This is a genomic window from Pseudomonas sp. HMSC08G10, assembly GCF_001808425.1.
GTDB lineage: Bacteria > Pseudomonadota > Gammaproteobacteria > Pseudomonadales > Pseudomonadaceae > Aquipseudomonas > Aquipseudomonas guariconensis.
This window is the reverse complement of the sequence record NZ_KV793307.1, coordinates 185,463-212,110: the sequence shown is the minus strand read 5'-3', so window position 1 is coordinate 212,110 and position 26,648 is coordinate 185,463. Positions and strand designations below refer to the sequence as shown.

At 65.0% G+C, this 26,648-nt stretch carries 22 protein-coding genes; 16 read left to right on the top strand and 6 right to left on the bottom strand.

The window, feature by feature from the left end:
• Nucleotides 1–15 precede the first annotated feature (15 nt).
• From HMPREF3173_RS13355 to HMPREF3173_RS13330, 6 genes are all read left to right on the top strand, one after another.
• Complete coding sequence (locus HMPREF3173_RS13355; RefSeq protein ID WP_070573763.1) at nucleotides 16–1,137, top strand: muconate cycloisomerase family protein; 1,122 nt, start codon at nucleotides 16–18, stop codon at nucleotides 1,135–1,137.
• 128 nt (nucleotides 1,138–1,265) lie between these two features.
• Nucleotides 1,266–1,556, top strand: coding sequence for a muconolactone Delta-isomerase (catC, locus tag HMPREF3173_RS13350; protein WP_070573761.1), 291 nt, complete (start codon nucleotides 1,266–1,268; stop codon nucleotides 1,554–1,556).
• A 38-nt stretch (nucleotides 1,557–1,594) separates the two neighbouring features.
• The gene (catA, locus tag HMPREF3173_RS13345; protein WP_070573759.1) at nucleotides 1,595–2,521 is read left to right on the top strand and encodes a catechol 1,2-dioxygenase; all 927 of its coding nucleotides are present in this window, start codon (nucleotides 1,595–1,597) and stop codon (nucleotides 2,519–2,521) included.
• 156 nt (nucleotides 2,522–2,677) lie between these two features.
• Entirely contained in the window at nucleotides 2,678–3,877 is a 1,200-nt protein-coding gene (locus HMPREF3173_RS13340; protein ID WP_070573757.1) for a benzoate/H(+) symporter BenE family transporter, read from the top strand.
• Nucleotides 3,878–3,953: 76 nt separating this feature from the next.
• Entirely contained in the window at nucleotides 3,954–5,204 is a 1,251-nt protein-coding gene (locus tag HMPREF3173_RS13335) for an OprD family porin (RefSeq protein ID WP_070573755.1), read from the top strand.
• Between the two features lie 123 nt (nucleotides 5,205–5,327).
• Complete coding sequence (locus tag HMPREF3173_RS13330; protein WP_070573753.1) at nucleotides 5,328–6,410, top strand: metal-dependent hydrolase; 1,083 nt, start codon at nucleotides 5,328–5,330, stop codon at nucleotides 6,408–6,410.
• 55 nt (nucleotides 6,411–6,465) lie between these two features.
• Here the strand turns inward: HMPREF3173_RS13330 and HMPREF3173_RS13325 are convergent, their stop codons facing one another.
• From HMPREF3173_RS13325 to HMPREF3173_RS13315, 3 genes are all read right to left on the bottom strand, one after another.
• Nucleotides 6,466–7,476 (bottom strand): aldo/keto reductase, encoded by a 1,011-nt coding sequence (locus HMPREF3173_RS13325; RefSeq protein ID WP_070573751.1) that lies wholly within the window; start codon nucleotides 7,474–7,476, stop codon nucleotides 6,466–6,468.
• A gap of 91 nt (nucleotides 7,477–7,567) precedes the next feature.
• Complete coding sequence (locus HMPREF3173_RS13320) at nucleotides 7,568–9,100, bottom strand: FAD-dependent oxidoreductase (RefSeq protein WP_070573748.1); 1,533 nt, start codon at nucleotides 9,098–9,100, stop codon at nucleotides 7,568–7,570.
• Nucleotides 9,101–9,201: 101 nt separating this feature from the next.
• Nucleotides 9,202–10,530, bottom strand: a complete 1,329-nt coding sequence (locus tag HMPREF3173_RS13315) for an MFS transporter (RefSeq protein ID WP_070573746.1) — start codon at nucleotides 10,528–10,530, stop codon at nucleotides 9,202–9,204.
• A gap of 162 nt (nucleotides 10,531–10,692) precedes the next feature.
• Here HMPREF3173_RS13315 and HMPREF3173_RS13310 point away from each other — a divergent pair, with 162 nt between their 5' ends.
• Nucleotides 10,693–11,790: a sugar diacid recognition domain-containing protein gene (locus HMPREF3173_RS13310; protein WP_070573744.1), complete on the top strand. Its 1,098-nt coding sequence runs from the start codon at nucleotides 10,693–10,695 to the stop codon at nucleotides 11,788–11,790.
• A gap of 118 nt (nucleotides 11,791–11,908) precedes the next feature.
• A complete protein-coding gene (locus HMPREF3173_RS13305; RefSeq protein ID WP_070573741.1) occupies nucleotides 11,909–13,045 on the top strand; it encodes a glycerate kinase in 1,137 nt (378 codons plus the stop codon).
• 43 nt (nucleotides 13,046–13,088) lie between these two features.
• Here the strand turns inward: HMPREF3173_RS13305 and HMPREF3173_RS13300 are convergent, their stop codons facing one another.
• A complete protein-coding gene (locus HMPREF3173_RS13300; protein ID WP_070573739.1) occupies nucleotides 13,089–15,419 on the bottom strand; it encodes a bifunctional diguanylate cyclase/phosphodiesterase in 2,331 nt (776 codons plus the stop codon).
• Between the two features lie 176 nt (nucleotides 15,420–15,595).
• On the opposite strand from HMPREF3173_RS13300, the gene hchA reads away from it, so the two are divergent.
• The gene (gene hchA, locus HMPREF3173_RS13295; RefSeq protein WP_070573737.1) at nucleotides 15,596–16,471 is read left to right on the top strand and encodes a glyoxalase III HchA; all 876 of its coding nucleotides are present in this window, start codon (nucleotides 15,596–15,598) and stop codon (nucleotides 16,469–16,471) included.
• A 12-nt stretch (nucleotides 16,472–16,483) separates the two neighbouring features.
• Here the strand turns inward: hchA and HMPREF3173_RS13290 are convergent, their stop codons facing one another.
• Nucleotides 16,484–17,470, bottom strand: a complete 987-nt coding sequence (locus HMPREF3173_RS13290; RefSeq protein ID WP_070573879.1) for an NAD(P)H-quinone oxidoreductase — start codon at nucleotides 17,468–17,470, stop codon at nucleotides 16,484–16,486.
• Nucleotides 17,471–17,622: 152 nt separating this feature from the next.
• Here HMPREF3173_RS13290 and HMPREF3173_RS13285 point away from each other — a divergent pair, with 152 nt between their 5' ends.
• Nucleotides 17,623–18,489, top strand: coding sequence for a LysR family transcriptional regulator (locus HMPREF3173_RS13285; protein WP_070573733.1), 867 nt, complete (start codon nucleotides 17,623–17,625; stop codon nucleotides 18,487–18,489).
• A gap of 4 nt (nucleotides 18,490–18,493) precedes the next feature.
• Here the strand turns inward: HMPREF3173_RS13285 and HMPREF3173_RS13280 are convergent, their stop codons facing one another.
• Nucleotides 18,494–19,240, bottom strand: a complete 747-nt coding sequence (locus HMPREF3173_RS13280; RefSeq protein ID WP_070573731.1) for an enoyl-CoA hydratase — start codon at nucleotides 19,238–19,240, stop codon at nucleotides 18,494–18,496.
• Nucleotides 19,241–19,443: 203 nt separating this feature from the next.
• Between HMPREF3173_RS13280 and HMPREF3173_RS13275 the strand changes: the two genes are divergently transcribed.
• The 6 genes from HMPREF3173_RS13275 (at nucleotide 19,444) to HMPREF3173_RS13250 (ending at nucleotide 26,629) form a co-directional block, all read left to right on the top strand.
• A complete protein-coding gene (locus HMPREF3173_RS13275) occupies nucleotides 19,444–20,088 on the top strand; it encodes a TetR family transcriptional regulator C-terminal domain-containing protein (RefSeq protein ID WP_070573729.1) in 645 nt (214 codons plus the stop codon).
• Between the two features lie 74 nt (nucleotides 20,089–20,162).
• Nucleotides 20,163–20,879, top strand: a complete 717-nt coding sequence (locus HMPREF3173_RS13270) for a response regulator (protein WP_043210832.1) — start codon at nucleotides 20,163–20,165, stop codon at nucleotides 20,877–20,879.
• Nucleotides 20,880–20,884: 5 nt separating this feature from the next.
• Nucleotides 20,885–21,658, top strand: a complete 774-nt coding sequence (locus HMPREF3173_RS13265) for a substrate-binding periplasmic protein (RefSeq protein WP_070573726.1) — start codon at nucleotides 20,885–20,887, stop codon at nucleotides 21,656–21,658.
• Nucleotides 21,655–23,916, top strand: a complete 2,262-nt coding sequence (locus HMPREF3173_RS13260) for an ATP-binding protein (protein ID WP_070573723.1) — start codon at nucleotides 21,655–21,657, stop codon at nucleotides 23,914–23,916. Before HMPREF3173_RS13265 ends, HMPREF3173_RS13260 begins: the two co-directional genes overlap by 4 nt.
• Before the next feature lie 199 nt (nucleotides 23,917–24,115).
• Nucleotides 24,116–25,528 carry an amino acid permease gene (locus HMPREF3173_RS13255; RefSeq protein ID WP_070573721.1) on the top strand — a complete coding sequence of 471 codons (1,413 nt, stop codon included), beginning with the start codon at nucleotides 24,116–24,118 and terminating at the stop codon, nucleotides 25,526–25,528.
• 309 nt (nucleotides 25,529–25,837) lie between these two features.
• Nucleotides 25,838–26,629, top strand: coding sequence for an enoyl-CoA hydratase/isomerase family protein (locus tag HMPREF3173_RS13250; RefSeq protein ID WP_070573719.1), 792 nt, complete (start codon nucleotides 25,838–25,840; stop codon nucleotides 26,627–26,629).
• Nucleotides 26,630–26,648: the final 19 nt, after the last annotated feature.

Here is a 26,648-nt window from a genome sequence, read left to right as displayed (position 1 = left end):
AACTGGAGGCCTTGCATGACAAGCCCGACTATCGACCGGCTGGAGGCGATCATCGTCGACCTGCCGACCATCCGCCCGCACAAGCTGGCGATGCATACGATGCAGCAGCAGACCCTGGTGATCCTGCGCCTGCGCTGCAGCGACGGCGTGGAGGGCATCGGCGAGGCCACCACCATCGGCGGGCTGGCCTATGGCTACGAAAGCCCCGAAGGTATCAAGGCCAACATCGACGCGCACCTGGCACCGGCGTTGATCGGCCTGCCGGCAGACAACATCAACGCCGCCATGCTCAAACTCGACAAGCTGGCCAAGGGCAACACCTTTGCCAAATCCGGTATCGAGAGCGCGCTGCTCGACGCCCAGGGCAAACGCCTGGGGCTGCCGGTCAGTGAATTGCTCGGCGGGCGGGTGCGCGACAGCCTGGAAGTGGCCTGGACCCTGGCCAGCGGCGACACCGCACGCGACATCGCCGAGGCCGAGCACATGCTCGAGGCCCGTCGCCACCGGGTGTTCAAGCTCAAGATTGGCGCCAACCCGGTGGAGCAGGACCTCAAGCACGTGGTGGCGATCAAGCGTGCGCTGGGCGAGCGGGCCAGCGTGCGGGTCGATGTCAACCAGTACTGGGACGAGTCCCAGGCCATCCGCGCCTGCCAGGTGCTGGGCGACAACGGCATCGATCTGATCGAGCAGCCGATCTCGCGCATCAACCGCGCCGGTCAGGTCCGCCTGAACCAGCGCAGCCCGGCGCCGATCATGGCCGATGAATCGATCGAAAGCGTCGAGGATGCGTTCAGCCTGGCCGCCGACGGGGCCGCCAGCATTTTCGCCCTGAAGATCGCCAAGAACGGTGGCCCACGTGCCGTGCTGCGTACCGCGCAGATCGCCGAAGCCGCCGGCATCGCCCTGTACGGCGGAACCATGCTCGAAGGCTCGATCGGCACCCTGGCCTCGGCCCACGCGTTCCTCACCCTGCGCCAGTTGACCTGGGGCACCGAGCTGTTCGGGCCGTTGCTGCTGACCGAGGAGATCGTCACCCAGGCGCCGGAGTACCGCGACTTCCAGTTACACGTGCCGCGCACCCCGGGCCTGGGCCTGACCCTGGACGAAGCCCGCCTGGCGCGCTTCGCCCGCCGCTGAAGGAACACACAACCTGTGGGAGCGGCTTCAGCCGCGTAGCAGACAACGCGGTCGATGGCACCGGCTGTGCCGGTGTTCGCGGCTAAAGCCGCGCCCACAACGACTTAACCAGACTCAAGGAGAATCCCATGCTGTTCCACGTGAAGATGACCGTGAAGTTGCCGGTCGACATGGACCCGGCCAAGGCCGCGCAACTCAAGGCCGATGAACGGGAACTGGCCCAGCGTCTGCAACGCGAGGGCACCTGGCGCCATCTGTGGCGTATCGCCGGCCACTACGCCAACTACAGCGTATTCGACGTGGCCAGCGTCGAGGCCCTGCACGACACCCTGATGCAACTGCCGCTGTTCCCCTACATGGAGATCGAGGTCGACGGCTTGTGCCGCCACCCCTCGTCGATCCACAGCGACGACCGCTGATTCGAACCCTTGCACAAGAACAAGATGAGGTACGCACCATGACCGTGAAGATTTCCCACACTGCCGATATCCAGAAGTTCTTCGAAGAAGCGGCCGGCTTCGGTAACGATGATGGCAGCCCGCGCATCAAGCGCATCATCCAGCGCGTGCTGCAGGATACCGCGCGCCTGATCGAGGACCTGGAGATCACCGAGGACGAGTTCTGGCTCGCCGTCGACTACCTCAACCGCCTGGGCGGGCGAGGCGAGGCCGGGCTGCTGGTGGCAGGCCTGGGCCTTGAGCATTTCCTCGACCTGCTGCAGGACGCCAAGGACGCCCAGGCCGGATTGACCGGTGGCACCCCACGCACCATCGAAGGCCCGCTGTATGTGGCCGGTGCGCCTATTGCTGAAGGCGAAGTGCGCATGGACGACGGTAGCGAGGAGGGCGTGGCCACGGTGATGTTCCTCGAAGGCCAGGTGCTCGACCCGAACGGCCAGCCGGTGGCCGGCGCCACGGTCGATCTGTGGCATGCCAACACGCGCGGCACCTACTCGTTCTTCGACCAGAGCCAGTCGCAGTACAACCTGCGCCGGCGCATCGTCACCGACGCCCAGGGCCGCTACCGCGCACGCAGCATCGTGCCCTCGGGCTACGGCTGCGACCCGCAGGGGCCGACCCAGGAATGCCTGGACTTGCTCGGCCGCCACGGCCAGCGCCCGGCGCACATCCACTTCTTCATTTCTGCGCCGGGTCATCGCCACCTGACCACCCAGATCAACCTGGCCGGCGACCAGTACCTGTGGGACGACTTCGCCTACGCCACCCGTGATGGGCTGGTTGGCGAGATCAAGTTCCGCGAGGGCGGCGCGCGGGGTGTACAGGGGCGGTATGCCGAGCTCACGTTCGACTTCCAACTGCAGAAGGCCGTGGACAGCGAGGCCGAGCAGCGCAGCGCACGGCCGCGGGCGTTGCAGCAGGGCTGATACACCGAGGTGTCCTCTTCGCGGGTAAACCCGCTCCCACAGGCACGGTGTTGCGGTGGGAGCGGGTTTAGCCGCGAAGAAAGCACCAGCCTGCGATGAAGGCAACACAAAACAAGTGCCAGCCACCAAGGCCGGCCAGTGCTTGCGAGAGGTCCCATGAAAGACCTGTTCAAAGATTGCTCCGTGTCGGCCATCGTCGCCGGCATGATCGCGACGATGATTTCCTATGCCGGGCCACTGGTGATCATCTTTCATGCCGCCGAGGCAGCCGGCTTGCCCCACGCTGTGCTGTCTTCGTGGGTCTGGGCGGTGTCCATGGGCAGCGCGGTGCTGGGGGCGTTGCTGAGCCTGCGCTATCGGGTGCCGGTGGTGATCGCCTGGTCGATCCCGGGCTCGGCGCTGCTGGTCACCGCCTTGCCGCAGTTGGGCCTGGAACAGGCCATTGGCGCCTATCTGGTGGCGAACCTGATGTTGCTGGTGATCGGCATCAGCGGCGCCTTCGACCGCATCATCGCTCGCCTGCCGGGCTCCATTGCCGCTGGCATGCAGGCCGGGATTCTGTTCAGTTTCGGTGCCGAGGTGTTCCGCGCGTTGCCGGTACAGCCAACGTTGGTGCTGGCGATGTTCGCCACCTACGTGCTGATGCGCGCGCGCCAGCCGCGCTATGCGGTGGCGATGGTGCTGCTGGTCGGTGCGCTTGTCACGCTATTGAGCGGGCAGTTTCGCAGTGATGCGTTGGTGCTGGAGCTGGCCTCGCCAGGCTTGATCGCACCGCAGTTCAGTGTTGCAGCCCTGTTCAGCCTGGCGCTGCCCATGGTGCTGGTCGCCCTGACCGGGCAGTTCATGCCGGGCATGGCGGTGCTGCGCAACGCCGGTTACAGCGTGCCGGCCAGCCCGCTGATCAGCGCCAGTGCCGTAGGGGGGGCGTTGCTCGCGCCCTTTGGCTGCCATGGACTGAACCTTGCGGCGGTCACCGCGAGCCTGTGCACCGGGCGCGAAGCCCATGAGGACCCACGCAGGCGCTATGTGGCGGCAGTATCCGGCAGCGTGCTGTACCTGCTGCTGGGTATCGCCGGCGCTACCTTGATGTCGCTGTTCGCGGCGTTTCCCGCCGCGCTCATTGCCGCGCTGGCAGGCCTGGCCTTGTACGGTGCGATCAGTGAGGCCCTGGCCAGGAGCCTGTCCGAACCGGCTGAACGCGACGCGGGGTTGTTCACCTTCCTGGTAACCGCCTCCGGTGTGTCCTTCCTGGGGTTGTCGGCGCCGTTCTGGGGTTTGTTGTTCGGTCTAGCCGCCCACGCCTTGCCACGCCTGCGTCGCCCCCGTGTTCAAGCGGCCCTGCGCCGAGCCCGCTGAAGAGGAGAGGCATCACTCAAGACCCACGCGTTCCCAGCGCTTTACCCATAAAAACAAGATCAAAGAGAGCTTCGGAATGAACCACACCTCTTGTGTCGCCCTGGGCATCACCTTGCTCAGCCAACCCCTGCTGGCCGCGGAAAACGGCTTTTTCGAGGATGCCAAGGCCAGCCTGAGCGCTCGCAACTATTACTTCAGCCGCGACTATTCGGATATCGTCGGGGCCAATCAGCAATCGAAGGCCCAGGAGTGGGCCCAGGGTTTCATCCTCGACTTCAAGTCGGGCTACACCCCCGGCACGGTGGGGTTCGGCCTGGACGCCCTGGGCTTGCTGGGCATCAAGCTCGACAGCAGCCCTGACCGGGTCAATACCGGGTTGTTGCCGGTTCACAGCGATGGCCGCGCTGCGGAGGAATACAGCCGCTTGGCGCCGACCTTCAAGGCGCGTCTGTCCAAGACCGAACTGAGGTTCGGCGAACTTCAGCCCAACCTGCCAGTGCTGACGTTCAGCGACATTCGCCTGCTACCGCCGACTTACCAAGGTGTGAACCTCAGCTCCGCCGAGCTGGCCGGCCTGACCCTGCAGGCCGGGCACCTGACCTCCAGCCACCTGCGCAACGAGGCCGGTGACGACAAGATGATCGCCATGCTCGGGCATGTGCCCATGCGCCAGGCACAAAGCGACGCCTTCAACTATGTCGGTGGCGACTATGCCTTCAACGACAACCAAAGCAGCGCCAGCCTCTGGTACGGCCAACTGCAGGACATCTACGAACAGGGCTTCATCGGCCTCAAGCACAGCAAGCCGCTCGGCGACTGGGTGCTCAGCGCCAACCTGGGCTACTTCACCGCCCGCGAGGACGGTGATGCGCTGCTGGGCAACATCGACAACCAGGCGTTCTTTTCGATGTTCACCGCCCGGCAGGGTGGGCACAGCTTCCATGTCGGCTATCAGGGGATCTATGGCGACAGCCCGTTCCCTCGGGTATTCGCCAACATCTCGCCGCTGGGCAATGAAGTGCCGACGTACGAGTTCGCCTACACCGACGAGCGTTCCTACCAGGTGCGTTACGACTACAACTTCGCTGCGATGGGCGTCCCTGGGCTGACGGCCACGGTGCGCTACATCACCGGCAATAATGTGGACACCGGCCAAGGCTACGAGGGCAAGGACCGCGAGCGCGACCTGGATCTTGGTTACGCGGTGCAGGGCGGGCTGTTCAAAGGTTTGGGGATTCGCGTGCGCAATGCCATGGCACGCTCCAACTACCGCAGTGACATCGATGAGAACCGCTTGATCCTGGTGTATACCTGGCAACTGCTGTAAGCCTTCTTGAGCCTCTACGACGCAAGGCCCAGGTGCAGCCTGCGATAGGCTGCGCAGCCGCCCCTTGGCGAGTACGGTGAATGAGGGTAGGTTCCTGAAAAACACCGATCAGGGACTTTCACCTTGGACTCACTGACCCAAGCTGTCCTCGGCGCCGCCCTCCAAGGCGCGGTGCTGGGGCGTATCCAGGGGCGTCGTTCGTTGTTGTACGGCGCGGCCCTGGGCACTTTGCCGGACCTCGACGTGCTTATTCGCTATGCCGACCCGGTGTCGCAGATGACCTACCACCGGGGTTTTTCCCACTCCCTCTTCGTCCTCACCGCCCTGGCGGCGATACTGGCCTGGCTGGTCAGCGCCGTCGCCCGAAGGCGCTGGCCCGACAAAGGCTACCGCCTACCGCGCGTGTTCCTGGCGTTCTGGCTGGTGTTGGTGACCCATCCGATACTCGATGCCTTCACTGTTTACGGCACCCAGCTGTTCTGGCCCCTGAACCTGACCCCGCAGAGTTGGGCGGCGGTGTTCATCATCGACCCGGTGTACACCTTGCCCTTGCTAGGCGCTGTGCTGTACGCGGCGTTCAAAGGCATGACTGGCAAGGCCGTCACCGTGCTGGGCGTGGCCTTGGCGTTCAGCACCGCTTACCTGGGCTATGGGCTGGCCGGGCGCATGGCGGCCGAACAGCGTTTTGCGCTCGCCCTCGATCAGCAGGGCATTGCCGTGACCCACGTGCGCGCCGTGCCCATCGCCTTCAACAGCCTGGTCTGGCGGGTATTGGCCAAAACCCCGGATGGCCAGTACTACGAAGGCATCAGCAGCGCCTTTGACCAGGAACCGCCGGAAATGCAGCGCCAGTCGCTGAACCTGGAGGCCGCCCAGGTGCTGCGTGGCATGCCGCTGCACGAGCGCCTGCGTTGGTTCACCGATGATTGGCTGCGCTACGACAGGGTGGGCAATGCCTTGGTGGTGACCGACCTGCGCATGGGCATCCCAGGCAACTACACCTTTCGCTTCCAGATGGCCAGCCGGGACGGTACCGGGCGTTGGAACGCGGTGACGCCGACCCTTTGGCTGGGCGATGGCGTGGGCTCGATGTTCAACGGCGAGGACCTCGCGCTGATCTGGCGGCGCATTGTCCAGCAGCAGCCTCCGCTGCCGCTGGCGGCCTGGACCGAGAAGTACCTGGGGCAAGGCGAGGCGGGGCGTTGAGCCTTGCCATCGCCCGAGGCTGAGTGGTTGCAGTGGGGGCGCTGCGCCCCAACGCCTATGGGCGAGCCAGGCGCCCGGTGACGAAATGCGCCACATCGTTGAACCCGGGCGTCGAGGCATGCCCCGGGGTGACCAGCGAATCGATGAAGGCCTCGTCCTCGGCGGTGATCTTCACCTCCAGCGCACCGGCATAGGTGTCCCACTGCGCCTCGGTGCGCGGTCCGACGATCGCCGAACTGACCAGTTGGTTGTTCAGCACCCAGGCAATGGCGAACTCGACGATCCCCACCCCTTTGGCCTGGGCGTAGGCCTGGATTTTCTGGGCGATGGCCAGCGATTCCTGGCGCCACTCTACTTCCATGATGCGTTTGTCCTGGCGCGCAGCGCGGCTGCCAGCCGCAGGCTCGGCACCCGGCGCGTACTTGCCGCTGAGCACGCCTCGGGCCAGCGGGCTGAACGGCACTACACCCAGGCCATGGTAGGCGGCTGCAGTCAGTTGCTCGGGCTCGGCCTGGCGGTTGACGATGTTGTACAAAGGCTGGCTCACCACCGGCTTGGCCACACCTAGGCGTTCGGCCAGGTTGCACAGCTCGGCGATGCGCCAGCCGCGGAAGTTGGACACGCCCCAATAGCGGATCTTGCCTTGATGCAGCAGGTCGCCCATGGCCCGTACCGTCTCTTCCAGGGGCACCTTGTGGTCTTCGCGGTGCAGGTAGTAGATGTCCAGGTAGTCCAGGTCCATACGCGTGAGCGAGGCCTCGATGGCATTGAACAGGTGCTTGCGCGAAAGCCCACTGCGGTTGGGCAAGCCTTCTGCCGGGCCGAAACCGGCCTTGGAGGCGACGATCCAGTCCTGGCGATGGCGGGACACGGCCTCGCCGACGATCTCTTCGGAGCGCCCTGCGTTGTAAACGTCAGCGGTGTCGATGAAGTTGATGCCTTGGTCCCAGGCCTTGTCGATGATGCGCAGCGAGTCCTCGGTGCTGGTCTGTTCGCCGAACATCATGCTGCCGAGGGTGAGGGCGGAAACCTGAAGGCCACTGTGGCCGAGGGGGCGGTAGATCATGCGCGGCGCCTTGTGTCGAGGAGTGTAGGGCTGTTTTACACACATCCACCTGCCATTGAAAGGATCCGGCTGGCCAGGGGCACGCGCAGGCTCAGCCCGGCCAGGCATCGATCAGTTCCCGCGCCTCGCGACTGCTCAAGGGGCGTTTCATCCGTTGCGACAGTACCGCCATGGCGCGGGCGTAGCCTTTGGCGATCACGGCTTCGACCTGGTCGTCGATGCATTGCAGGGCAATGAAATCGCCTTTCTCCGGTTCACCCACATACTCGATACGGTTCCAGTGCTGCCCATGACCGAGCACTTCATAGGTGCGCCCGTGCTGGTAGGTCCAGAAGAACGGCACGTCGTCGTAACGGCGCTGCTCGCCGAGCATGTTGGCGGCGGCGATCACGCCGTGCTGCTCGGCCAGTCGCCAGTGCTCGATGCGCACAGGGCGGCCGACCAGGGGGAAGGTGGCGATGTCGCCGGCGGCCCAGAGCCCTTCGGCGGCGTGCAGTTCGGCGTCCACCGGCAAGGACTGATCGTCTGCCAGCTCCAGGCCCTGCACGAAACCAGTGGCTGGTCTGACGCCCACTCCCAGCAGCACCAGCGCGGTATCCAGGCGCTCGCCATTGGCCAGCACCACGGTCTGGACGTGGTCGGTGCCTTCGAAGCGTTGGACCTCCGTCGGCCCATGGAACACCACGCCCTTGCGCTCGTGCAGCTCGCGCAGGGTGCGGCCGATACGTTCGCCGAGCTGCCTGGCCAGGGGGATTTCATGGCGGCTGACCACATGCACCTGCGCGCCGTACTTGCGCAGGGCCGAAGCCGCCTCCAGGCCGATAAAGCCGTCGCCGACGATGACCACCGGCTGGCCCGGTTCGGCGGCATCGAGCAGGCGTGCGGCGTCGTCCCGGGAGCGCAGCAGGCAGATGCCAGGCAACTGGGCGCCGGGAAGGTCTGGGCGTTTGGGTTTGCCCCCGGTGGCCACCAGGGCCGCGTCGTACTCCAGGCGCTTGCCGTCGGCCAGCAAGATCTGGCGCTTGGCGACATCCAGCGCTCGCACCTTGGCGTGCCAGCGCTCCAGATGGCCCTGGCGCAGGGCGTCAGGCTCGAGCAGGGCGGGGACTTCGTCGGGGGCCATCTGCCCGGCGATGACGAATTTGCTCAAGGACGTGCGGTCGTAGGCGGGGTGCTGTTCCTGGTCGATCCACACCAAACGGCCGCCGAAACCATGACTGAGCAGGGTTGCCACCGCCGCGCTGCCGGCCGCACCCGCGCCGATCACGGCAAAGCAGCGGGCGTCGCTGTGCCGGGGTGGGTTGGCCCTGGGCAGCGGCTGGTCGTCGACCAGGACCTCGCCGTTTTTCACCTGCACCGGATAACGCCGCAGGTCGGCCAGGGCCGGAGGCTCGCAGACCGCGCCTTCGTCCACGGCGAACGCCGCCTTGTGCCAAGGGCACACCAGCAACCCGCCACACAGGGCACCTTCGTCCAGCGGCGCGCCTTCATGGGGACAATGGGCCTGGTAGGCATGCACCAAGTCGCCCTGACGGATCAGGATGACTTCTTCGCTGCCAGCCTGGACGCGCAAAGGCGTGTGGTCGTCGAGCTGTTCGAGGCGGGCCACGCTGTGCTGGGTCATGGGGCGTCTCCGTAGAACCGTTCAGGTTCATTTGACGCCTTCGCCGAGCAGGGGATGCAACAGACCGACGATCGGAGGCGCCGAAGCGCCCCCGAACAGCTTCAGTTGGCGCGGGCAGCGCTCAGCGCGCCGGCACGGGTCGCACGCAGGGCCACGAGGCTGCCGAACACGATCAGCGCGGCCAGCGAATAGAGCGCAGCGTCGGTGGAGCCTGTCTGGTCCTTGATGAAGCCGACCAGGTAGGGGCTCAGGAAACCGGCCATCTGGCCCACCGAGTTGATGATTGCAAGGCCCGCTACGGCAGCGCTGGCACTGAGCAGGGCGGTCGGCATCGGCCAGAACATCGGCAGCCCGGTCAGCGCGCCCATGGTGGCGATCGATAGGCCCAGGATGGCGATGGTGGGGTTCTGGGCGAAGTTCACCGCGATCAGCAGGCCGAGCGCACCCATCAGCATCGGCACCACAAGGTGCCAGCGCCGCTCGTTGCGCAGGTCCGCCGAACGGCCGACGACGATCATGAACACACCGGCCAGCAGGTAGGGGATGGCGCTCAGCCAGCCGATCAGCAGCGGGTTATCGAAGCCCAGGTTCTTGATGATCGAGGGCAGCCAGAAGTTGATGGCGTACACGCCGCTCTGGATGCAGAAGTAGACGAAGCCGAAGGTCCAGACCAGCGGATTGGTCAGCACGGCCAGTACACCGTCACCCTGGGTGGTGGGCTTGCCAGCGGCATCGGCCTTGAGGTCGGCCTCGATCACCTGACGCTCGGCCTGGCTCAGCCAGGCGGCTTTCTGGTAACCGTCGCTGAGCAGCAGCACGGCGAGGATGCCCAGCACCACGGTAGGCACGCCCTGGATCAGGAACATCCACTGCCAGCCGGCCAGGCCGTGCTGGCCTGCGGCGAAGTGATCGAGGATCCAGCCGGAGAACGGCCCGCCCAGCAGCCCCGAAACCGGAATCGCCGACATGAACAGCGCCATGATGCGGCCACGGCGGTCCGCCGGGAACCAGCGCGAAAGGTACAGCACCACGCCGGGGAAGAAGCCGGCCTCAGCGGCGCCGGTGAGCAGGCGCAGGGCGTAGAACTCCGTGGGCGTGGTGACGAACAGCAGGCAGGTCGAGAGCGTACCCCAGGCGATCATCATCAGCGCGATCCAGCGCCGCGGGCCGAAGCGGTTGAGCGCCAGGTTGCTGGGCAGGCCGCACAGCACGTAGCCGATGAAGAAGATCCCGGCACCCAGGCCGTAGACGGTCTCGCTGAACTTCAGGGCGTCGAGCATTTGCAGCTTGGCGAAGCCGACGTTGACGCGGTCCAGGTAGTTGAACAGGTAGCAGATGAAGATGAAGGGAATCAGCCGCACGGTGATACGCCGGTACAGCGCATCGCGGGTGATGTCTTTGCCTTGGTCAGGGGCGGGGCTGTGTGCCATGATCGGATTCTCTTTTTTTATGGTTGTCGCGGCGTCGCGGGTTCCGGCGCTCGCCACGACGAGTCTCGGTGAGCGCGGCGCGGCTGTCTTTGTGCTTTTGCACAGCTTCTGGCACGGCCCGCTGTGCCGGCGACCAAAGCCTACCACCGCAAGGACCCTTGAATGTTCGAACTGGACCACGACCTGGCGCAGGACATCGTCGACCGGGCGATGGCTATCTTGCCGTGCAACGTCAACGTCATGGACAGCCAGGGTTTGATCCTGGGCAGTGGCGAGCCGGAGCGTATCAACACCCGCCATGAAGGCGCGCAATTGGTGTTGGCCAACGGTCGGATCGTCGAACTGGATGTGGAGGCCGCCAAGTGCCTCAAGGGCGTGCAGCCCGGGGTGAACCTGCCGCTGATGCTCGATGACCGCCTGATCGGCGTGTTGGGGCTTACGGGCGATCCGCAGCAGTTGCGTACCTATGGCGAGTTAGTGCGCATGACCGCCGAAATGCTCCTGGCCCAGCGTCATCTGCAGGTGGAGCAACAATGGCGGCGTCAGCGCTGCGACGACCTGCTGGCCTTGTTGCTCGGTGGCAGCAGTGACTCCCCACGCCTGCTCGATGAAGCCCAGCAGTTGGGTCTCAAGCCTCAGTTGCCTCGGGTGCCGTGCCTGTTCGAACTCGAGCCTGGGCCGAGCGCGGAGACATTGTCCGGCTGGTTGATGAGTCGTTTTCCCGACAGTTGGTGCGTCAGCCCGGCCCGGCATTCATTGTTGTGGTGTCGGCCTGCAGGCGTCGCGCTGGATGAACAGCGCCTGGTCGAACGTCTTCATCGCCATGGCTGGCAGGTCCAGCGCCTGGCCATGGGCAATACGGCGCAGAGCCTTGAGCAATTGCGCCGGGGTTATCGGCGGGTGCGCGACCTGCTCGCCTACGGACGCGAAGTCCTGCCTCAGGAGCGGCTGCTGAGTCTATCGCGCTACCGCCTGCCTGCCTTGCTCTGGCGCCATCGCAACGATGACGCGCTGGACGAACTGCTCGAGCCCTTGCAGCGCATCCGCACCAAGGATGCCAGCGGACAGTTGCTTGCGACCTTGCGCGCCTGGTGTGCCCACGACGGGCAGAGCCAGGCCTGCGCCGATGCCCTGGGGATCCATCGCAACAGCCTGAGGTATCGCCTGGAGCGGATCGCCGAGGTGAGCGAGGTCGATCCGTTGCGCCTTGAAGGGATGCTCAGCCTGTACCTGGGCTTGCAACTGCTGCCGGCGCAGTGATGGCCCCTGGCAAAAAAGGCATTCGCCCAAACAACACCGCAACGCTTTTGTGCATTCGACAGAGGCCCCGCTGCGCCACAACTGGCAGCATGCGGGGTATCTGGACAGGAGAATCCCCATGAAAGTCGTCATCGCCCCCGATTCGTTTAAGGACAGCCTCGACGCTGCCGGTGTGGCCCGCGCTATCGGTGCGGGCCTGGCCGAAGTGTGGCCGGACGCCGAACGGGTCGAGTGCCCCATGGCCGATGGAGGCGAGGGGACCATGGACGCGATCCTGGCCGCCAGCCATGGCGAGCTGCGTCGCCAGGTGGTACGTGGGCCGCTGGGCCATAGCGTCGAGGCCGGCTGGGGCTGGCTGGCCGAGAGCCGTACGGCGATCATCGAGATGGCCCAGGCCAGTGGCTTGCAACGGGTGCCGACGGACCAGCGTGATGCGTGCCGCAGCAGCACCTGGGGTACTGGCGAGCTGATCGCCGCCGCGTTGGCCGCCGGTGCCACGCGCATCGTCCTGGCCATTGGCGGCAGCGCCACCAACGATGGCGGCAGCGGCATGCTGCGAGCCCTGGGCCTGCGCCTGCTGGATGCCGACGGTCAGGCACTGGAGGAGGGCGGGTTGGCCTTGGGCCGACTGGCCCGTATCGATGCCAGCGATCTGGACCCACGCCTGGCGGAGGTTCAGGTAGAGGTGGCGGCCGATGTCGACAATCCTTTGTGCGGCCCCAATGGCGCCTCGGCGATCTTTGGCCCGCAGAAGGGCGCAAGCCCTGCGCAGGTGCAGGCACTGGACCAGGCCCTGGGGCATTTTGCCGACTTGTGCGCGCAATTGCTGGGTGACGATGTGCGTGAGTTTCCCGGATGTGGCGCGGCGGGCGGCATGGGCTTTGCGGCCAAGGCCTTCATGGGCGCGCAGTTCCGCCCAGGGGTTGAAGTGGTGGCAGAACTGGCAGGGCTCGATGCGCTGGTGCAGGGGGCGGATCTGGTGATCACCGGGGAAGGGCGCCTCGATGTCCAGACCTTGCGCGGCAAGACGCCGATGGGCGTGGCCCGGGTGGCCAAGCGTCATGGTGTGCCTGTGGTGGTGCTGGCCGGGACTTTGGGTGAGGGCTACCAGCAGTTGTATGCCCATGGCATCGATGCGGCCTTCGCCTTGGCCAGCGGGCCGATGAGCCTGGAGCAGGCGTGCGCCCAGGCAGCGCAGTTGCTGCAAGCGCGGGCCACCGACGTCGCCCGGTTGTGGCAGGTGGCGCGGGGCTGAACGCGATTCGCGGCGATGGGTTGCCTGGACGCAGGTGCCGCCGTCAGAGAGTGCAACAGGCGCTCTCCCGGGCGCCGCTGAAGGGCGGGTATTCCAGCAGTTGCGCCGGTGAAAGAGGCCGGCTGAAGTGGTAGCCCTGGGCGCTGTCGCATCCGGCGAGTTTCAGGCACACCACCTGCTCGCGGGTCTCCACGCCTTCGGCGATCACCTCCAGGCCCAGGCGTTTGGCCAGGATGATGGTAGAGGAGACGATCGGGCTGTCGTCGTGGCTATTGCACAACGGGGCGATCAAGGCACGGTCGATCTTGAGTTTGGTCAGTGGCAGCGCATGCAGGTGGGCAAAGCCTGCATAACCTCGACCGAAATCATCCAGGCTGACGCCCAGGCCTGCCTGGCGCAGGCGGTGCAGGTGGTCCAGCGCGGTGCCTTCGGGGTCGAGCACGGTGGTTTCGGTGATTTCCAGCTCCAGCCGGTGTGCGTCGATAGCATGCTCGCGCAGTGTAGCCAGCAAGCGCTCGCTGAAGTCCATCTGGCGTAGTTGCAAGGCCGAGACATTGACCGCCAGGCGCTCATCACGCCCTTGGGCTTGCCAGCGGGCGAGTGCTTCGCAGGCAAGGCGCAGCACCTCCCAGCCCAGCTCTACGATGAAACCACTGCGCTCGGCCATGGCGATGAAGCGATCAGGGTAAAGCAAGCCGAACTCAGGGTGGTTCCACCGCACCAGTGCTTCGTAGCCCTGCACCTTCAGGGTATCGAGACGAATCTGGGGTTGGTAATGGAGCAGGAACTGGCGTTCGGCCAGGGCAATGCCGAAGGCTTGCTCGAGGGTGAAGGCCTGGATGTCGGAGAGGTTCAAGGACGGGTCGAAGAAGCGGTACTGGGCGCGTCCGGCCTGCTTGGCCGAGTACATCGCAGCGTCGGCGCAGCGGATCAGTGTGTCGATGTCCTGACCATCGCGCGGGCAGATGCTCACCCCGACACTGGGGCTGGTGTTGACCTCCTGGCCGTCCAGGGCATAGGTGGCCGAGAGCTTGGCGACCAGCTCGCGCACCCAGGCGTCGATCTGCTCCTCGTCTCGCTCGCCGGCCAGCAGCACCACGAACTCGTCCCCGCCAAAGCGCGAGGCCTCGTCGCCGGGTTCCAGCAAGCGTTGGATGCGCCCGGCCACGGCCTGCAGCAGCAGGTCGCCGATCTTGTGGCCGAGGGAGTCGTTGATCGATTTGAAGCGGTCCATGTCGATGAACAGGATCGCCATCAGCCGGCGCTTGCCCCGCTGTCGAGCCAGGGCCTGGGTCGCCACTTCGACGAGCTGGCGGCGATTGTGCAAACCGCTCAGGTGGTCGGTAGCAGCGGCGTGGCTGCTGCGTCGATGTTCATCCTCCAGGCGGCCGATCAGTTGCTGGTTGACCCGTTGGGCGTGCTCCAGGGCGCTGAAGGCCTCCTGGCGCTTGCCCAGCAGGCGCAGGCTCCAGGCGAGGCTGGCGAGAATCATCAGGGTCATGCTCAGGTTCAGCCAGAACTGGCGGGCGTAAGTCAGCGCCGAGGGGGCGAGGATCTCATCGTGTTGCTGGCTCACCACCACGCTGAACCCCCGGTTGGCCACGCGCCGGTACAGGCTCTGGTAGGCGCCCTCGACGCTGTACTGGGTGAGCAGGCCGGCCTCCTCACCGGTTTCGGGCAGGTTCGGCATCAGTCGGTCGCCGGTCATCACCACGCCGCTGGAGTCGATGCGCAGGCGCTCCTGGCCATCGTCCTGGAGCACACGCATCAACCCGGTGCGGCCTAGGTCGATGTGCTGGAGCAGGACAGCGAGATAGCCGACATCCAGCTGTACCACCAGGAGGCTGTCGATCTCCCGCCCGCGTACGTCGGTCAGCGGCAGAATGAACGGCAGGCGCCAGTGGGGCCCGGACGTTGGGGTGTTTGAAGGAGCGAGGTGGGGCATGAAGGGTTTGAAGCCATCGTGGGAAACCCGCACCTTGAGCTGGTCGAGCCAATCCTGGGGCAGCGCCTGGGGCTCGTCGGCGTGGCTGGAGGCGAGCAGCCGGCCCTGGCGGTCATACAGGCTCATGCGCTTGAACGCTGGGTCTTCGACCAAGATCCGCGCCAGGCTCAGATTGCCCTGGCGCGGGGATTTCATGTCGTACTGTGTCACCCTGCCCACCGCTTGCGCGCGGTCCACCAATTGGCCCAGGTTCTGCGCGACGATACTGGCCAGGTTCATGTGCTCGGCAGCCTTTGCCGACAGCGCATCCTGGCGCGAGGCGGCTTTCTGGGTAACGTGCAGCCCCCACAGGAAGGCGAGGGTGATGGCGCAGAGCGTCAGTATCAGTAGGGGGAGCAACCCTGCGGACGATAAGAAGCGGCGAATCACAGCTGATGGTCCCGACCCTGGGTAGTGATCGGAAAATACGACAGAAAGATGACAGCTGGATGACTGGTGGCACATGGCCTTTATTGGCCGGCGCACCGCAAGTCGCGTCCTGCGATGGCCTTTGGTGGCCTGGACTAGACTGCCCGATTGACCCCACCAGCCTGTTGGAGAACACCATGGCACAGCCGAACGATGACAAACGCCCCACGCCTGACCCGGCCGAGGACAATGCGTTTTTCCCCTCGCCCTATTCGCTGAGTCAGTTCACTTCGCCCACATCCGACCTCAGTGGCGCCGATTACCCAAGACCCTACACGGGAGGCCGCTGGAAAGTGCTGATGATCGGTGCCGACGAGCGCTACTTGCTCACGGACAACGGCACGATGTTCTCCACCGGCAACCACCCGGTGGAAACCCTGCTGCCCATGTACCACCTGGACAAAGCCGGCTTTGCCTTCGATGTGGCGACGTTGTCTGGCAACCCGGTCAAATTCGAGTTCTGGGCGATGCCTTCGGAGGATGCCGAGGTCAAGGGCTTGTACGCCCGCTACCGCGATGCCTTCAAACAACCGCTCAAACTCGAGGATGTCGTCGAGCGTGCATTGGGCCCTGACTCGGACTACATCGGTGTGTTCATCCCCGGTGGCCACGGCGCGTTGATTGGCCTGCCCGAAAGCAAGGCGGTGAAACAGCTGCTGCTCTGGGCGGCCAAGCACGACAAGTTCGTCATCACTCTATGCCATGGCCCAGCGGCGCTGCTCGCCGCGGGTCTCGGCGAGACGCGCGATAGTTGCATCTACAACGGCTACCGCATCTGCGCCTTCCCGGACGATCTGGATGCCAAGACCCCGGACATTGGCTACATGCCCGGGCACCTGACGTGGAAGTTCGGCGAGCAGCTCAAGGCCCTGGGCGTGGAAATCATCAACCAAGACATTTCCGGCGCCACCTTGCAGGACCGCAAGCTGCTCACCGGCGACAGCCCGTTGGCCGGCAACGCACTGGGCAAGCTGGCGGCCGCCGCGCTGCTCAAGGAAGTCGGCGCCGGGTGAGTTTCTTTGGTGTCAGGCGTCGACGGTCAGCACCACCTTGCCCATGTGCTGGCCGCTTTCCATCAAGGCGTGGGCCTGGGCCGCATCGCCCAGGGCGAAGGTGCGGAAGATCAGAGGCTTGACCGCGCCACTGCGCACATGGGGCCAGACGTGTCGTTGCAGGTCGGTGATGATCTGCGCCTTGTCGTCTGCGCTTCGTGCACGCAAGGTGGAGCCTGTGTGGGTCAGGCGCTTGACCAGCATCGGGAACAGGTCAACCTGCGGCGCCGGGCCCTTGATGACGCCAATCTGCACGATCCGCCCGTTCATGGCCGCGGCCTGGAAGTTACGTGCTACGTATTCGCCGGCGATGATGTCGACGATCACGTCCACACCCTGGCCCTCGGTATGGCGCAAGACCTCCTCGACGAAGTCCTGGCGGTTGTAGTCGATCGCAACATCGGCGCCCAGTGCCTGGCTGGCCGCTTGCTGTTCGGGATTGGCGACGGTGGTGAAAATCCGCGAGGCGCCGAGGGCCTTGGCCAGCATCGTCGCGGTGGTGCCGATACCGGATACGCCCCCGTGGATCAGCACCGACTCGCCGGCTTTGAACCCGCCTCGCTGGAACAGGTTGACCCAGACGGTCATGAACGTCTCGGGCAGGGCCGCGGCTTCGATCATCGACAGGCCCTCGGGCAGGTGCAAGGTGGTACGCTCGTCGGCCACGGCGTATTCAGCGTAGCCGCCACCGGTCACCAGTGCGATCACCGGATCACCCACGGCAAAGCCTCGGACTTCGCTGCCAAGGGCAACGACTTCGCCTGCGATCTCCAGGCCGGGGATGTCCGAAGCACCCGCGGGTGGGTCGTACAGGCCCTTGCGCTGGAGCAAGTCCGGGCCATTGACGCCTGCGGCGTGGACCTTGATCAGGACCTCGCGTGCAGCAGGCTCTGGAATCGCCCTGTGAGTGAGTTGGAGGACATCGGGGCCACCTGGCTGGGTGATCTCGATGGCGGTCATGCTGGAAACGTTGTTCATGGGTACTGTGCCCTTGTGAGGTGAAGATTGGCCGCGTTGGCGACTTGCACCCAAGGGTACGGAACTCGCGGACCCCGGGCGCGCGGCGATTTCGCGGCGCCCTGTTGCACAAGTGCTGTGAGGAAAGACCATCGATGAATTGGGATGACGCAAGGATCCTGCTGGCCCTGGGCCGCGAACAGACATTGCGCCGGGCCGCGCGCGTGCTGCGGGTCGACCAGGCGACTGTAGGGCGACGGATCGCTGCGTTGGAGGCCGACCTGGGGTCGACCCTGTTCCTGCGAACGCCCGCAGGCTATCAATTGACCGCCATTGGCGAGGAGGCGTTCGCGCTCGCGCAGAAGGTCGAAAGCGCGGCGCTTGAGCTCACCCGGCGCATACGCGGCGTGGACAATGAAGGCGCCGGGGAGGTGCGGATCTCTACCACCGATTCCCTGGCCTGCGATTTCGTGATGCCAGCCCTGCGCCAGTTGCACCTGGCCCATCCTGAGATCCGTGTGGTGCTGCATGGCTCCTCGGACTTGGTCAACCTGTCGCAACGCGAGACCGATATCGCCATCCGCAACCAGCGTCCGGACAACCCGGACCTGATCCTGCGCAAGCTGGCGAGCTGGCCGATGGGCCTGTACGCCAGCACCGATTACCTGGCCCGCCAAGGCGAGCCGGTGCCGGGCAGTGGTTTCGCAGGGCACGACTTGGTGATGTATGAGCCGTACTGGCGTGATCGGCCTGTGCCGACGCTGGTCGATGAGGTGATCGACCAGGGGCGGGTGGTGGCGGCGGTGAATTCCAGCATGATGGTGCGCCGCGCCATCGCCGAAGGCCTAGGAATCGGCGAGATTCCCATCGCCCTGGGCGAGCGCGACGGCCTGGCGCGGGTTTGGCCGTCACGCGAGCGTAGCGCGCCTTACGAGGTGTGGATGGTCACCCACAAGGATTTGCGCCACACGGCCCGGGTTCGCCTGGTCATCGACCAGTTGGTCCGGGCCTTCGAGGGCTGAGTGGTCAGTCCTTGAGCAGGGCGCGCAAGGCGGCCTTGGCTTCGGGGGTTTGCAGGCGTTCGACGAACAGCTGGCTTTCACGCTCGACTGTGGCTTCAAGTTCGGCGCGATGGGCCTCTTTGATCAGGCGCTTGCTGATGAGCAAGGACTCGCGAGGCATCGCTTGCAGGCGCCGGGCAAGCTTCTGCGCCGCCGCCAGGCATTGCTCGCCGTCTTCGTGCAGTTCGTTGGCCAAGCCCCAGTCCACGGCCTGCTCGCCGGTCAGCAGTTCGTTGGCCAGCAGCAGGCGAGCGGCGCGGGTATGGCCGAGCAGGCGAGGCAGCAGCAGGCTGGAGCCGAATTCCGGGCACACGCCCAGCGGCGCGAAAGGCATGCGCAGCTTGGCCGAGCGGCTGACCAGCACCTGGTCGCAGTGCAGCAGCAGGGTGCTGCCGATGCCGATGGCTGCGCCGTTGACGGCGGCGATCAGCGGCTTTTTCACAGCCATGACCACGCGCATCAGGTGAAACACCGGGCTGTCCCGGTCACGTGGCGGGTTATCGAGAAAGTCGCGCAGGTCGTTACCGGCGCTGAAGCATTGCGGGCCGCCGGTGAGCAGGATGACGTCCACCTGCGGGTCTTCGTCAGCCGCCAGCAGCCGCTCGGCGAGCTGCTCGTACATGGCGATGTTCAGGGCGTTGAGCTTGTCCAGGCGGTTGAAGGTCAGGGTCAACAGGCCGTGGTCCAGCTCGCGTGTGATCAGGTCGTTCATGGCAGCCGCTTTTGTTGTTGGAATCGGGTCTTGGCGCGAGGGCGCTGTGAGGGTTTATCACGGTGCTTGGCTTGTTGTACAGTCGTTCAGCCAGACTAGTCCCCTTGTGGAAGCCCCAGTCGCCCTGGCGCACAGAGAATAAAAGTCGCCGCTGCCAAAGGCGCGTGCCAACTCGATAACGCTGTTTTTCTCCAGGAGCACCGATGAGTCAGGAAGCCCGCTACAACCGCATGCTGCCGGAACTGCGCAAGGCCAATCTGGTGGAGGCGACCTTGGTGTGCCTGAAACGCCATGGCTTCCAGGGCGCGTCGATCCGCAAGATCTCAGCCGAGGCAGGGGTGTCGGTGGGGCTGATCAGCCACCACTACTCGGGCAAGGATGAACTGGTGGCCGATGCCTACATGGCGGTCACCGGGCGGGTCATGGGCCTGTTGCGCGAGGCCATGGCCAAGGCCGCGCCCAATGCCCGTGAGCGGCTGTCGGCGTTCTTTCGCGCATCGTTCGGATCGGACGTACTGGACCCCAAGCTGCTCGACGCGTGGCTGGCATTCTGGGGCGCAGTGAAGACCGCCGAGGCGATCAACCAGGTGCACGACCATTCCTACGGTGAATACCGCAACGAACTGAGCCAGCTGCTGGCGTCACTGGCCACGGAGGAGGGCTGGGAAGGCTTCGATGCGGACCTTGCGGCCATCAGCCTCAGTGCACTGCTCGACGGTTTGTGGCTGGAATCCGGCCTCAACCCGGGGACGTTCTCGCCAGAACAGGGGGTGTTGATCTGCGAGGCCTGGGTCGATGGTCTCCAGGCAGGCGGTCGACGTCGCTTCAGTGTAAGTGAGGGCTGTTGATCGCCTGTTCAGTAACGAGTACGCTGCGGGCGCGGGTTCGATGAACAACACCTATAAAAAAGAGACAACACGCAATGACGCCTCGGGTACTGATCGTCGATGACGATCCGATTATTCGCGACTTGCTGCACGCCTACCTGTCCCAGGAAGGCTACGACGTCCACTGTGCCGACACCGCCGAACAGGCCGATGCCTTCCTCGCCAGCCAGGATGTCGATCTGGTGCTGCTCGACATTCGCCTGCCGGGCAAGGACGGTCTGACGCTGACCCGCGAACTGCGCGTGCGCTCGGAAGTCGGCATCATCCTGATCACCGGTCGCAACGATGACATCGACCGCATCGTCGGCCTGGAATGTGGCGCCGACGACTATGTGATCAAACCCCTCAACCCACGCGAGCTGGTCTCGCGCGCCAAGAACCTCATCCGCCGCGTGCGCCACGCCCGTGTCGCCAAGCCTGCGCCGGCCTGTGTGCAGTCGCTCAAGCAGTTTGCCGATTGGGCGCTCGATACCGATCGCCGTCGCCTGATCGACCCGCGCGGCGCCGAAACCCTGCTCACGCACGGCGAGTTCCAGCTGCTCAGTGTGTTCCTGCGCAACAGCGGCCACACCCTGACCCGCGACCAATTGATGGACCAGATCCGCAATCGCGAGTGGGTGCCCAACGACCGCTCCATCGACGTGCTGGTCGGCCGTCTGCGGCGCAAGTTGCATGACGATCCGGCCGAGCCGCACCTGATCATCACCATCCACGGCACCGGTTACCTGTTCACCGCCAGCGTGGCGGCCTGACGTCCATGGGCCGTCTGTGCGCCCTGGCCCTGATGCTGGTGAGCTTGCACGGCGTGGCGGACGAGCGCATCCGCTACTGCGACTACCCGGTGTACCCGCCGATTTCCTGGAGCGATGGCCGCCAGGTCCGAGGCCTGGCACCCACTGTGGTGCGCGAGTTGCTCGGGCGCTTGGGCTACGAGGTCGAGATCGTTGTGCTGGGCAACTGGAAGCGCTGCCTGATGGACGCCGCCGCAGGGCGGGTCGATGTGGTGCTGGCCTACAACAGCGACCAGCGCGACCAGGGCATGCGCTTTTCCACGGTGCCGGTGCTGCGCGAGGAGGTGGCGGTGTTCGTCAATCAGCGCCGGCCGGTGCGCTTCGAGCACCTGGACGACCTGGCTGGCTACCGGGGCGGTCTGCTCTACGGCGAAAGCTATGGGCCTGAGTTCGACCGTTTCGTGGCGCGGCACCAGAACATCGAATGGGTGTCCTCCAGCCAGCAGAACTTCGGCAAGCTGATCCGTGGTCGCATCGACTTCGTGATCCAGGAGCGGCGTACCGGCCAGCTGTTCGTCGAGCACCTGCCTGGGGCCAAGGATATCCACGCCTTGCCCACCGCACTGAGCGTGGATTATCTGCGCGTCGCGGTGTCGCGACATTCCCCTTTGAGCCGGCGTATGGACGCCATCGACCAGCAGTTGCGCAAGATGACCGAGGCTGGCGAGATCCAGCGCTGGCTGGAGCAGAGCGAAGTGACTTACCGTGACATGATCAACCTGCCGGTGGACGCCCGATGATCCGCCTGCACACCGACGGCCTGCTGCGCCGCCTGCTACTGTTCATCTTTCTGTTCAGCCTGTGCTTCACCGTGCTGGCAAGCTCCGTCCAGCTGTACTTCGAGTACCGCCGGGAAATGCGCGACATCGAGGCGCGCATGGCGTTGATCCGCGCCGGCTACCTGGCGAGCCTGGAGCGCAGCCTGTGGGATCTGGACGAGGCGCAACTGGACGTGCAACTGCGGGGTTTGGTGGACTTTTCCGACGTGGCGCGGGTGCGGCTGATCAGCGAAGACTTCAGGCTGCTGCGCGGCGATGCCACGCCCAAAGGGCCACTGCGTATCGAACGTTTCGCCTTGGATTACCAACCGCCGTCCGGGCCTGCGCGGCATCTGGGCGAGCTGGAGGTCAGTATCGACCTGGGCGCCGTGCACCGGCGGCTATTTGCCACGGGGCTGACCAGCCTGTTGTGGATGGGCGTGTTTCTCTGCGGCCTTGCGGTGGCGCTGTCGGGGTTGTTCTACCGCCTGGTGACGCGCCACCTGCAAGTGATGGCCGAATTCGCCCGGCGTATCGGTGCGGGGCAGTGGCAGGAACCGCTGCACCTGGCCCGGCGCCGCTCGGCCCGTCCGGACGAGATCGACACCGTGGCCCATGCCCTGGATGACATGCGCCGGGCCATCCTGCGGGACATCGAGCGCCGCGAATTGGATCGCCTGGCCTTGCAGGACAAGCGCGACGAGCTGCAGGCGATGGTCGAGCGGCGCACCGCGAGCCTGGCCAGGGCCAAGGACGAGGCGGAGGCGGCCAACCTGGCCAAGTCCAGGTTCCTGGCGACAATGAGCCACGAACTGCGCACGCCGCTCAATGGCATCCTGGGCATGGCCGAGCTGCTGCGCGGCGGCAGCCTGGCGCTGCGCGACCGCGAGCGCCTGGAAGCGTTGTACAAGGCCGGCGAGGGATTGCTGGCGATTCTCAACGAAGTGCTCTATTTCGCTCGCCTGGAAGAAGGCGAGAGCCGTCCGGAAATGGTCGACTTCTCCCTGCGCCAGTTGTGCCAGGAAGTCATGACCCTGCTCGAGCCCAGGGCCGTCGACAATGGCAACCGCCTGCACTGCCACATCGACGAACAGCTGGCCGAGTTCCAGCACGGCGCCGAACAGTACCTGCGCCAGGTACTGAGCAATCTGTTGGCCAACGCCATCAAGTTCACCGAACACGGGCAGGTCACGCTGCAGGTGCAGGTGCAGGTGCTGGAGCCGCGGATGGACCTGCAACGGGTGCGGGTCAACGTGAGTGACGATGGCATCGGCATCGCCCCTGCCATGCAGGCGAAGATCTTCGACCGTTTCACCCAGGCCAGCGAAGCCGTGGCCAGGCGCTACGGCGGTACCGGGCTGGGCCTGGCGATCTGCAAGCACCTGGTGGAGAAACTCGGCGGGCGCATCGGGCTGGACAGCGTCGAGGGGCAGGGCAGCTGCTTCTGGTTTGAGCTGGACCTGGCCTGTGGCCGCCAGCCTCAAACTCAGGCGCCGGTACGCCAGGCCCTGTCACCACTGAAAATTCTGGTGGTCGAGGACGTGGCGCTTAACCGAGAAGTCGCCGGGGGGCTGCTCACCCGAGATGGCCACCAAGTCAGTTTCGCGGAGCATGCCCAGCAAGCCCTTCAAGCGTGCGCCGAGTGCCGGTTCGACCTGATCCTGCTGGACGTGCACCTGCCTGGGATGAGCGGGGTGGAACTGTGCCGCCTCATCCGCGCCACGCCAGGGCTCAACCGTGAGACGCGCATCCTGGCCTTGACCGCCGGTGTGCAACCGGCGCAGGTGCCCGGTTACCTGGAGGCCGGGATGCAGGGCGTGCTGGCCAAGCCCTTGAAGCTGGACAGCCTGCGCGAGGCCCTGGTTGACCTGACGCCGGTGGTGCACGCACAAGTGCCCGAGGCGTCGATGGACTGGGCCTTGCTGCAGACCCACCGCACGTTGCTGGGCGAGCAGAAACTGCAAGGCCTGCTCGTGGTTCTGCGCCAGGCGATCGATCAGCACGAGGCGGCGCTGGGGGAGGCGCTGAAGGCAGGTGACTGCACAGAGGTGGTCCACTTGGCCCATCGTCTGGCGGGCAGCTGCGATTCGTTGGGCTTTGCGGGCCTGGCGACGACGTTACGACACCTGGAGAACGTCGGGTTGAAGGGAGATGCTGGGGCATTCGAAGCCTTGAGCGAACCGCTGGCCGAGCAGATCCGCCTGGCCCGCGCCACCTTGGAACAGCTGATCCAGGGCTGACGTACAAAAAAGTTACGACTTTTTACATCTTCGATCCGTCCGTACAACGGCACCTTACATCCGTTTCCAATAATCGATGGCAACCGTGCTCCACACGGTCCATGAGGCTTATTGGAGATAAGAATAATGAAATGCCGTAAAGCTCAAGACCTCCTGAATTGTCTACCCGCCCAGCGCGCCAGCCAGGTCGAGGTGCGCCATGTCTGAATCCACTGACCGCAAAGGCATCCAACTGACCCGTGCGCTCAAGAGCCGGCACATCTTCATGCTGTCGCTGGGCGGGGTGATCGGCACCGGCCTGTTCATGGGCTCGGGGGTCACCATCAACCAGGGCGGCCCGATGGGGGCGATCCTGGCCTACTTGGTCGCGGGCCTTCTGATGTACCTGGTCATGGTCTGCCTGGGCGAGCTGTCGGTGCAGATGCCCGTGTCCGGTTCGTTCCAGGCTCATGCCACCAAGTTCATCGGCCCGGCCACGGGGTTCATGATCGGCTGGGTGTACTGGATGAGCTGGGCCACCACCGTGGGCCTTGAGTTCACCGCCGCCGGCATGCTGATGACCCGTTGGTTCCCCGAGGTGCCGATCTGGTATTGGTCGGCGCTGTTCGTTGCCGTGCTGTTCGGTCTCAATGCCCTGGCCACCCGCGCCTTCGGTGAGGCCGAGTACTGGTTCTCGGGCATCAAGGTCGCAACCATCCTGGGCTTTATCGTCATCGGCCTGTTGGTGATCTTCGGCGGTATCCCGCTGAACAATGGGGCGCCGGCCCCGATGCTCGACAACCTCATTGGCGATTCGCTGTTCCCCCATGGGCTGTCGGCGGTGTTCGCGGTCATGATGACCGTGGTGTACGCCTTCCAGGGTTGCGAGATCATGGGCGTGGCCGCGGGCGAGACCGAGCATCCGGAAAAGAGCATCCCTCGCGCTGTGCGCAACGTGGTGTTCCGCGTCCTGATCTTCTATGTGCTGGCCATCGCCGTGCTGTCGGCCATCGTGCCGCACGAGCAGGCCGGCCTGATGGAAAGCCCGTTCGTGCAGGTGTTCGACATGGTCGGCATCCCTTACGCGGCGGACCTGATGAACTTTGTGATCCTCACCGCGATCCTGTCGGTGGGCAACTCGGGCCTGTATGCCTCCACACGTATCCTCTGGGCCATGTCCAAGACCGGCATGGCGCCCAAGAGCCTGTCGCCGCTGAGCAAGCGCGGCGTGCCGCTGCGGGCGCTGAGCATCACCCTGTGCTTCGCCTTGATCTCGCTGATGACCAGCTTCGTCGCCGCCGACACCCTGTTCATGGTGTTGATGGCGGTGAGCGGAATGTCCGGCACCGTGACCTGGATCGTCATTGCCCTGGCTCAGTACCGCTTCCGCAAGGCCTTCCTGCGTGATGGCGGCAAGCTTGAGGACCTCAAGTACCGCGCACCGCTGTACCCCCTGGTGCCGCTGCTGTGCATCACCTTGTGCAGTTCGCTGTTCGTGTTCCTGGCCTTGGACGAGACCCAGCGTCCGTCGCTGTACTGGGGCTTTGGCTTCATTGCCGTGTGCTACGCGGCGTACTTCCTGATCAACCGTCGTCGGCAGGGGGCCTTCGAGCCGAGCGCGCCTGGCGTATGACGTGACAGTGGCGGTGTCTATTCGCGGGTAAGCCCGCTCCTGCAGGGTGTTGCACAAGCCCTGTGGGAGCGGGCTTACCCGCGAATGCTTTGGCGCCGTCAGTGCAAAACCGCAGTTGTGCGAAGTTGTAACAGTCAACGCATAAAAACCTTTTCCTTTGGCGAAATACGCTTATAAAACAATTAGATATAGCAATTTAGTGAGTTGTTACAGTAACTCAGGCCCGGATTGCCGTCTTGTTGAACACTTGTTTAGTATCTCCCTCAAGTCGTCCCCCTCATAACCACCACAACAATATCGAGGCCTCCCATGACTAGCCCGTCCTCACTGCTGAGCAAGGTCGAAGCCGGCGTTGCCTGGATCACCCTCAATCGCCCAGAGCAACGCAACGCGCTGGACATCCCCAGCCTCAAGCAACTGCACGCACTGCTGGAAGCCTTCAACACCGATCCGGCCGTGCGGGTGGTGGTGCTGACCGGCACTGGGCGCAGCTTCTGCGCAGGCGCGGACCTGGCCGAGTGGGCCGAGGCCGAAGCCCGCGGTGCCCTGGAAAGCTACGGCTGGACCGAGACCGCCCACGCCTTGATGCAGCGTCTGCACAGCCTGGACAAACCCACCATTGCCGCCATCAACGGCACTGCTGTCGGCGCGGGGATGGACCTGAGCCTGTGCTGCGACCTGCGTATCGCCGCCGCCTCGGCGCGCTTCAAGGCCGGTTACACCAGCATGGCCTACAGCCCGGACGCCGGCGCCAGCTGGCACTTGCCGCGGCTGATCGGTACCGAGCAGGCCAAGCGTTTGTTGTTCCTGGACGAGCTGTGGGGCGCCGAGCGCGCCCTGGCTGCCGGACTGGTGAGTGAGGTGTGCGACGATGACCAGTTGCCGACCGTCACTGCCGAGCTGGCTGCTCGCCTGGCCAAGGGGCCGACTTTCGCCTACGCCCAGACCAAGCGCCTGATCCGTGACGGAGCCCAGCGCACCTTGAGCGAGCAGCTGGAAGCCGAGCTCGCCGCAGGCCTGCTGTGCGGGCGCAGCCAGGACGGCGCCGAGGCGCTACGGGCTTCTGTCGAGCGTCGCGCACCAGAATTCGTTGGCAAATAACCCCTTACACGACCTTCTT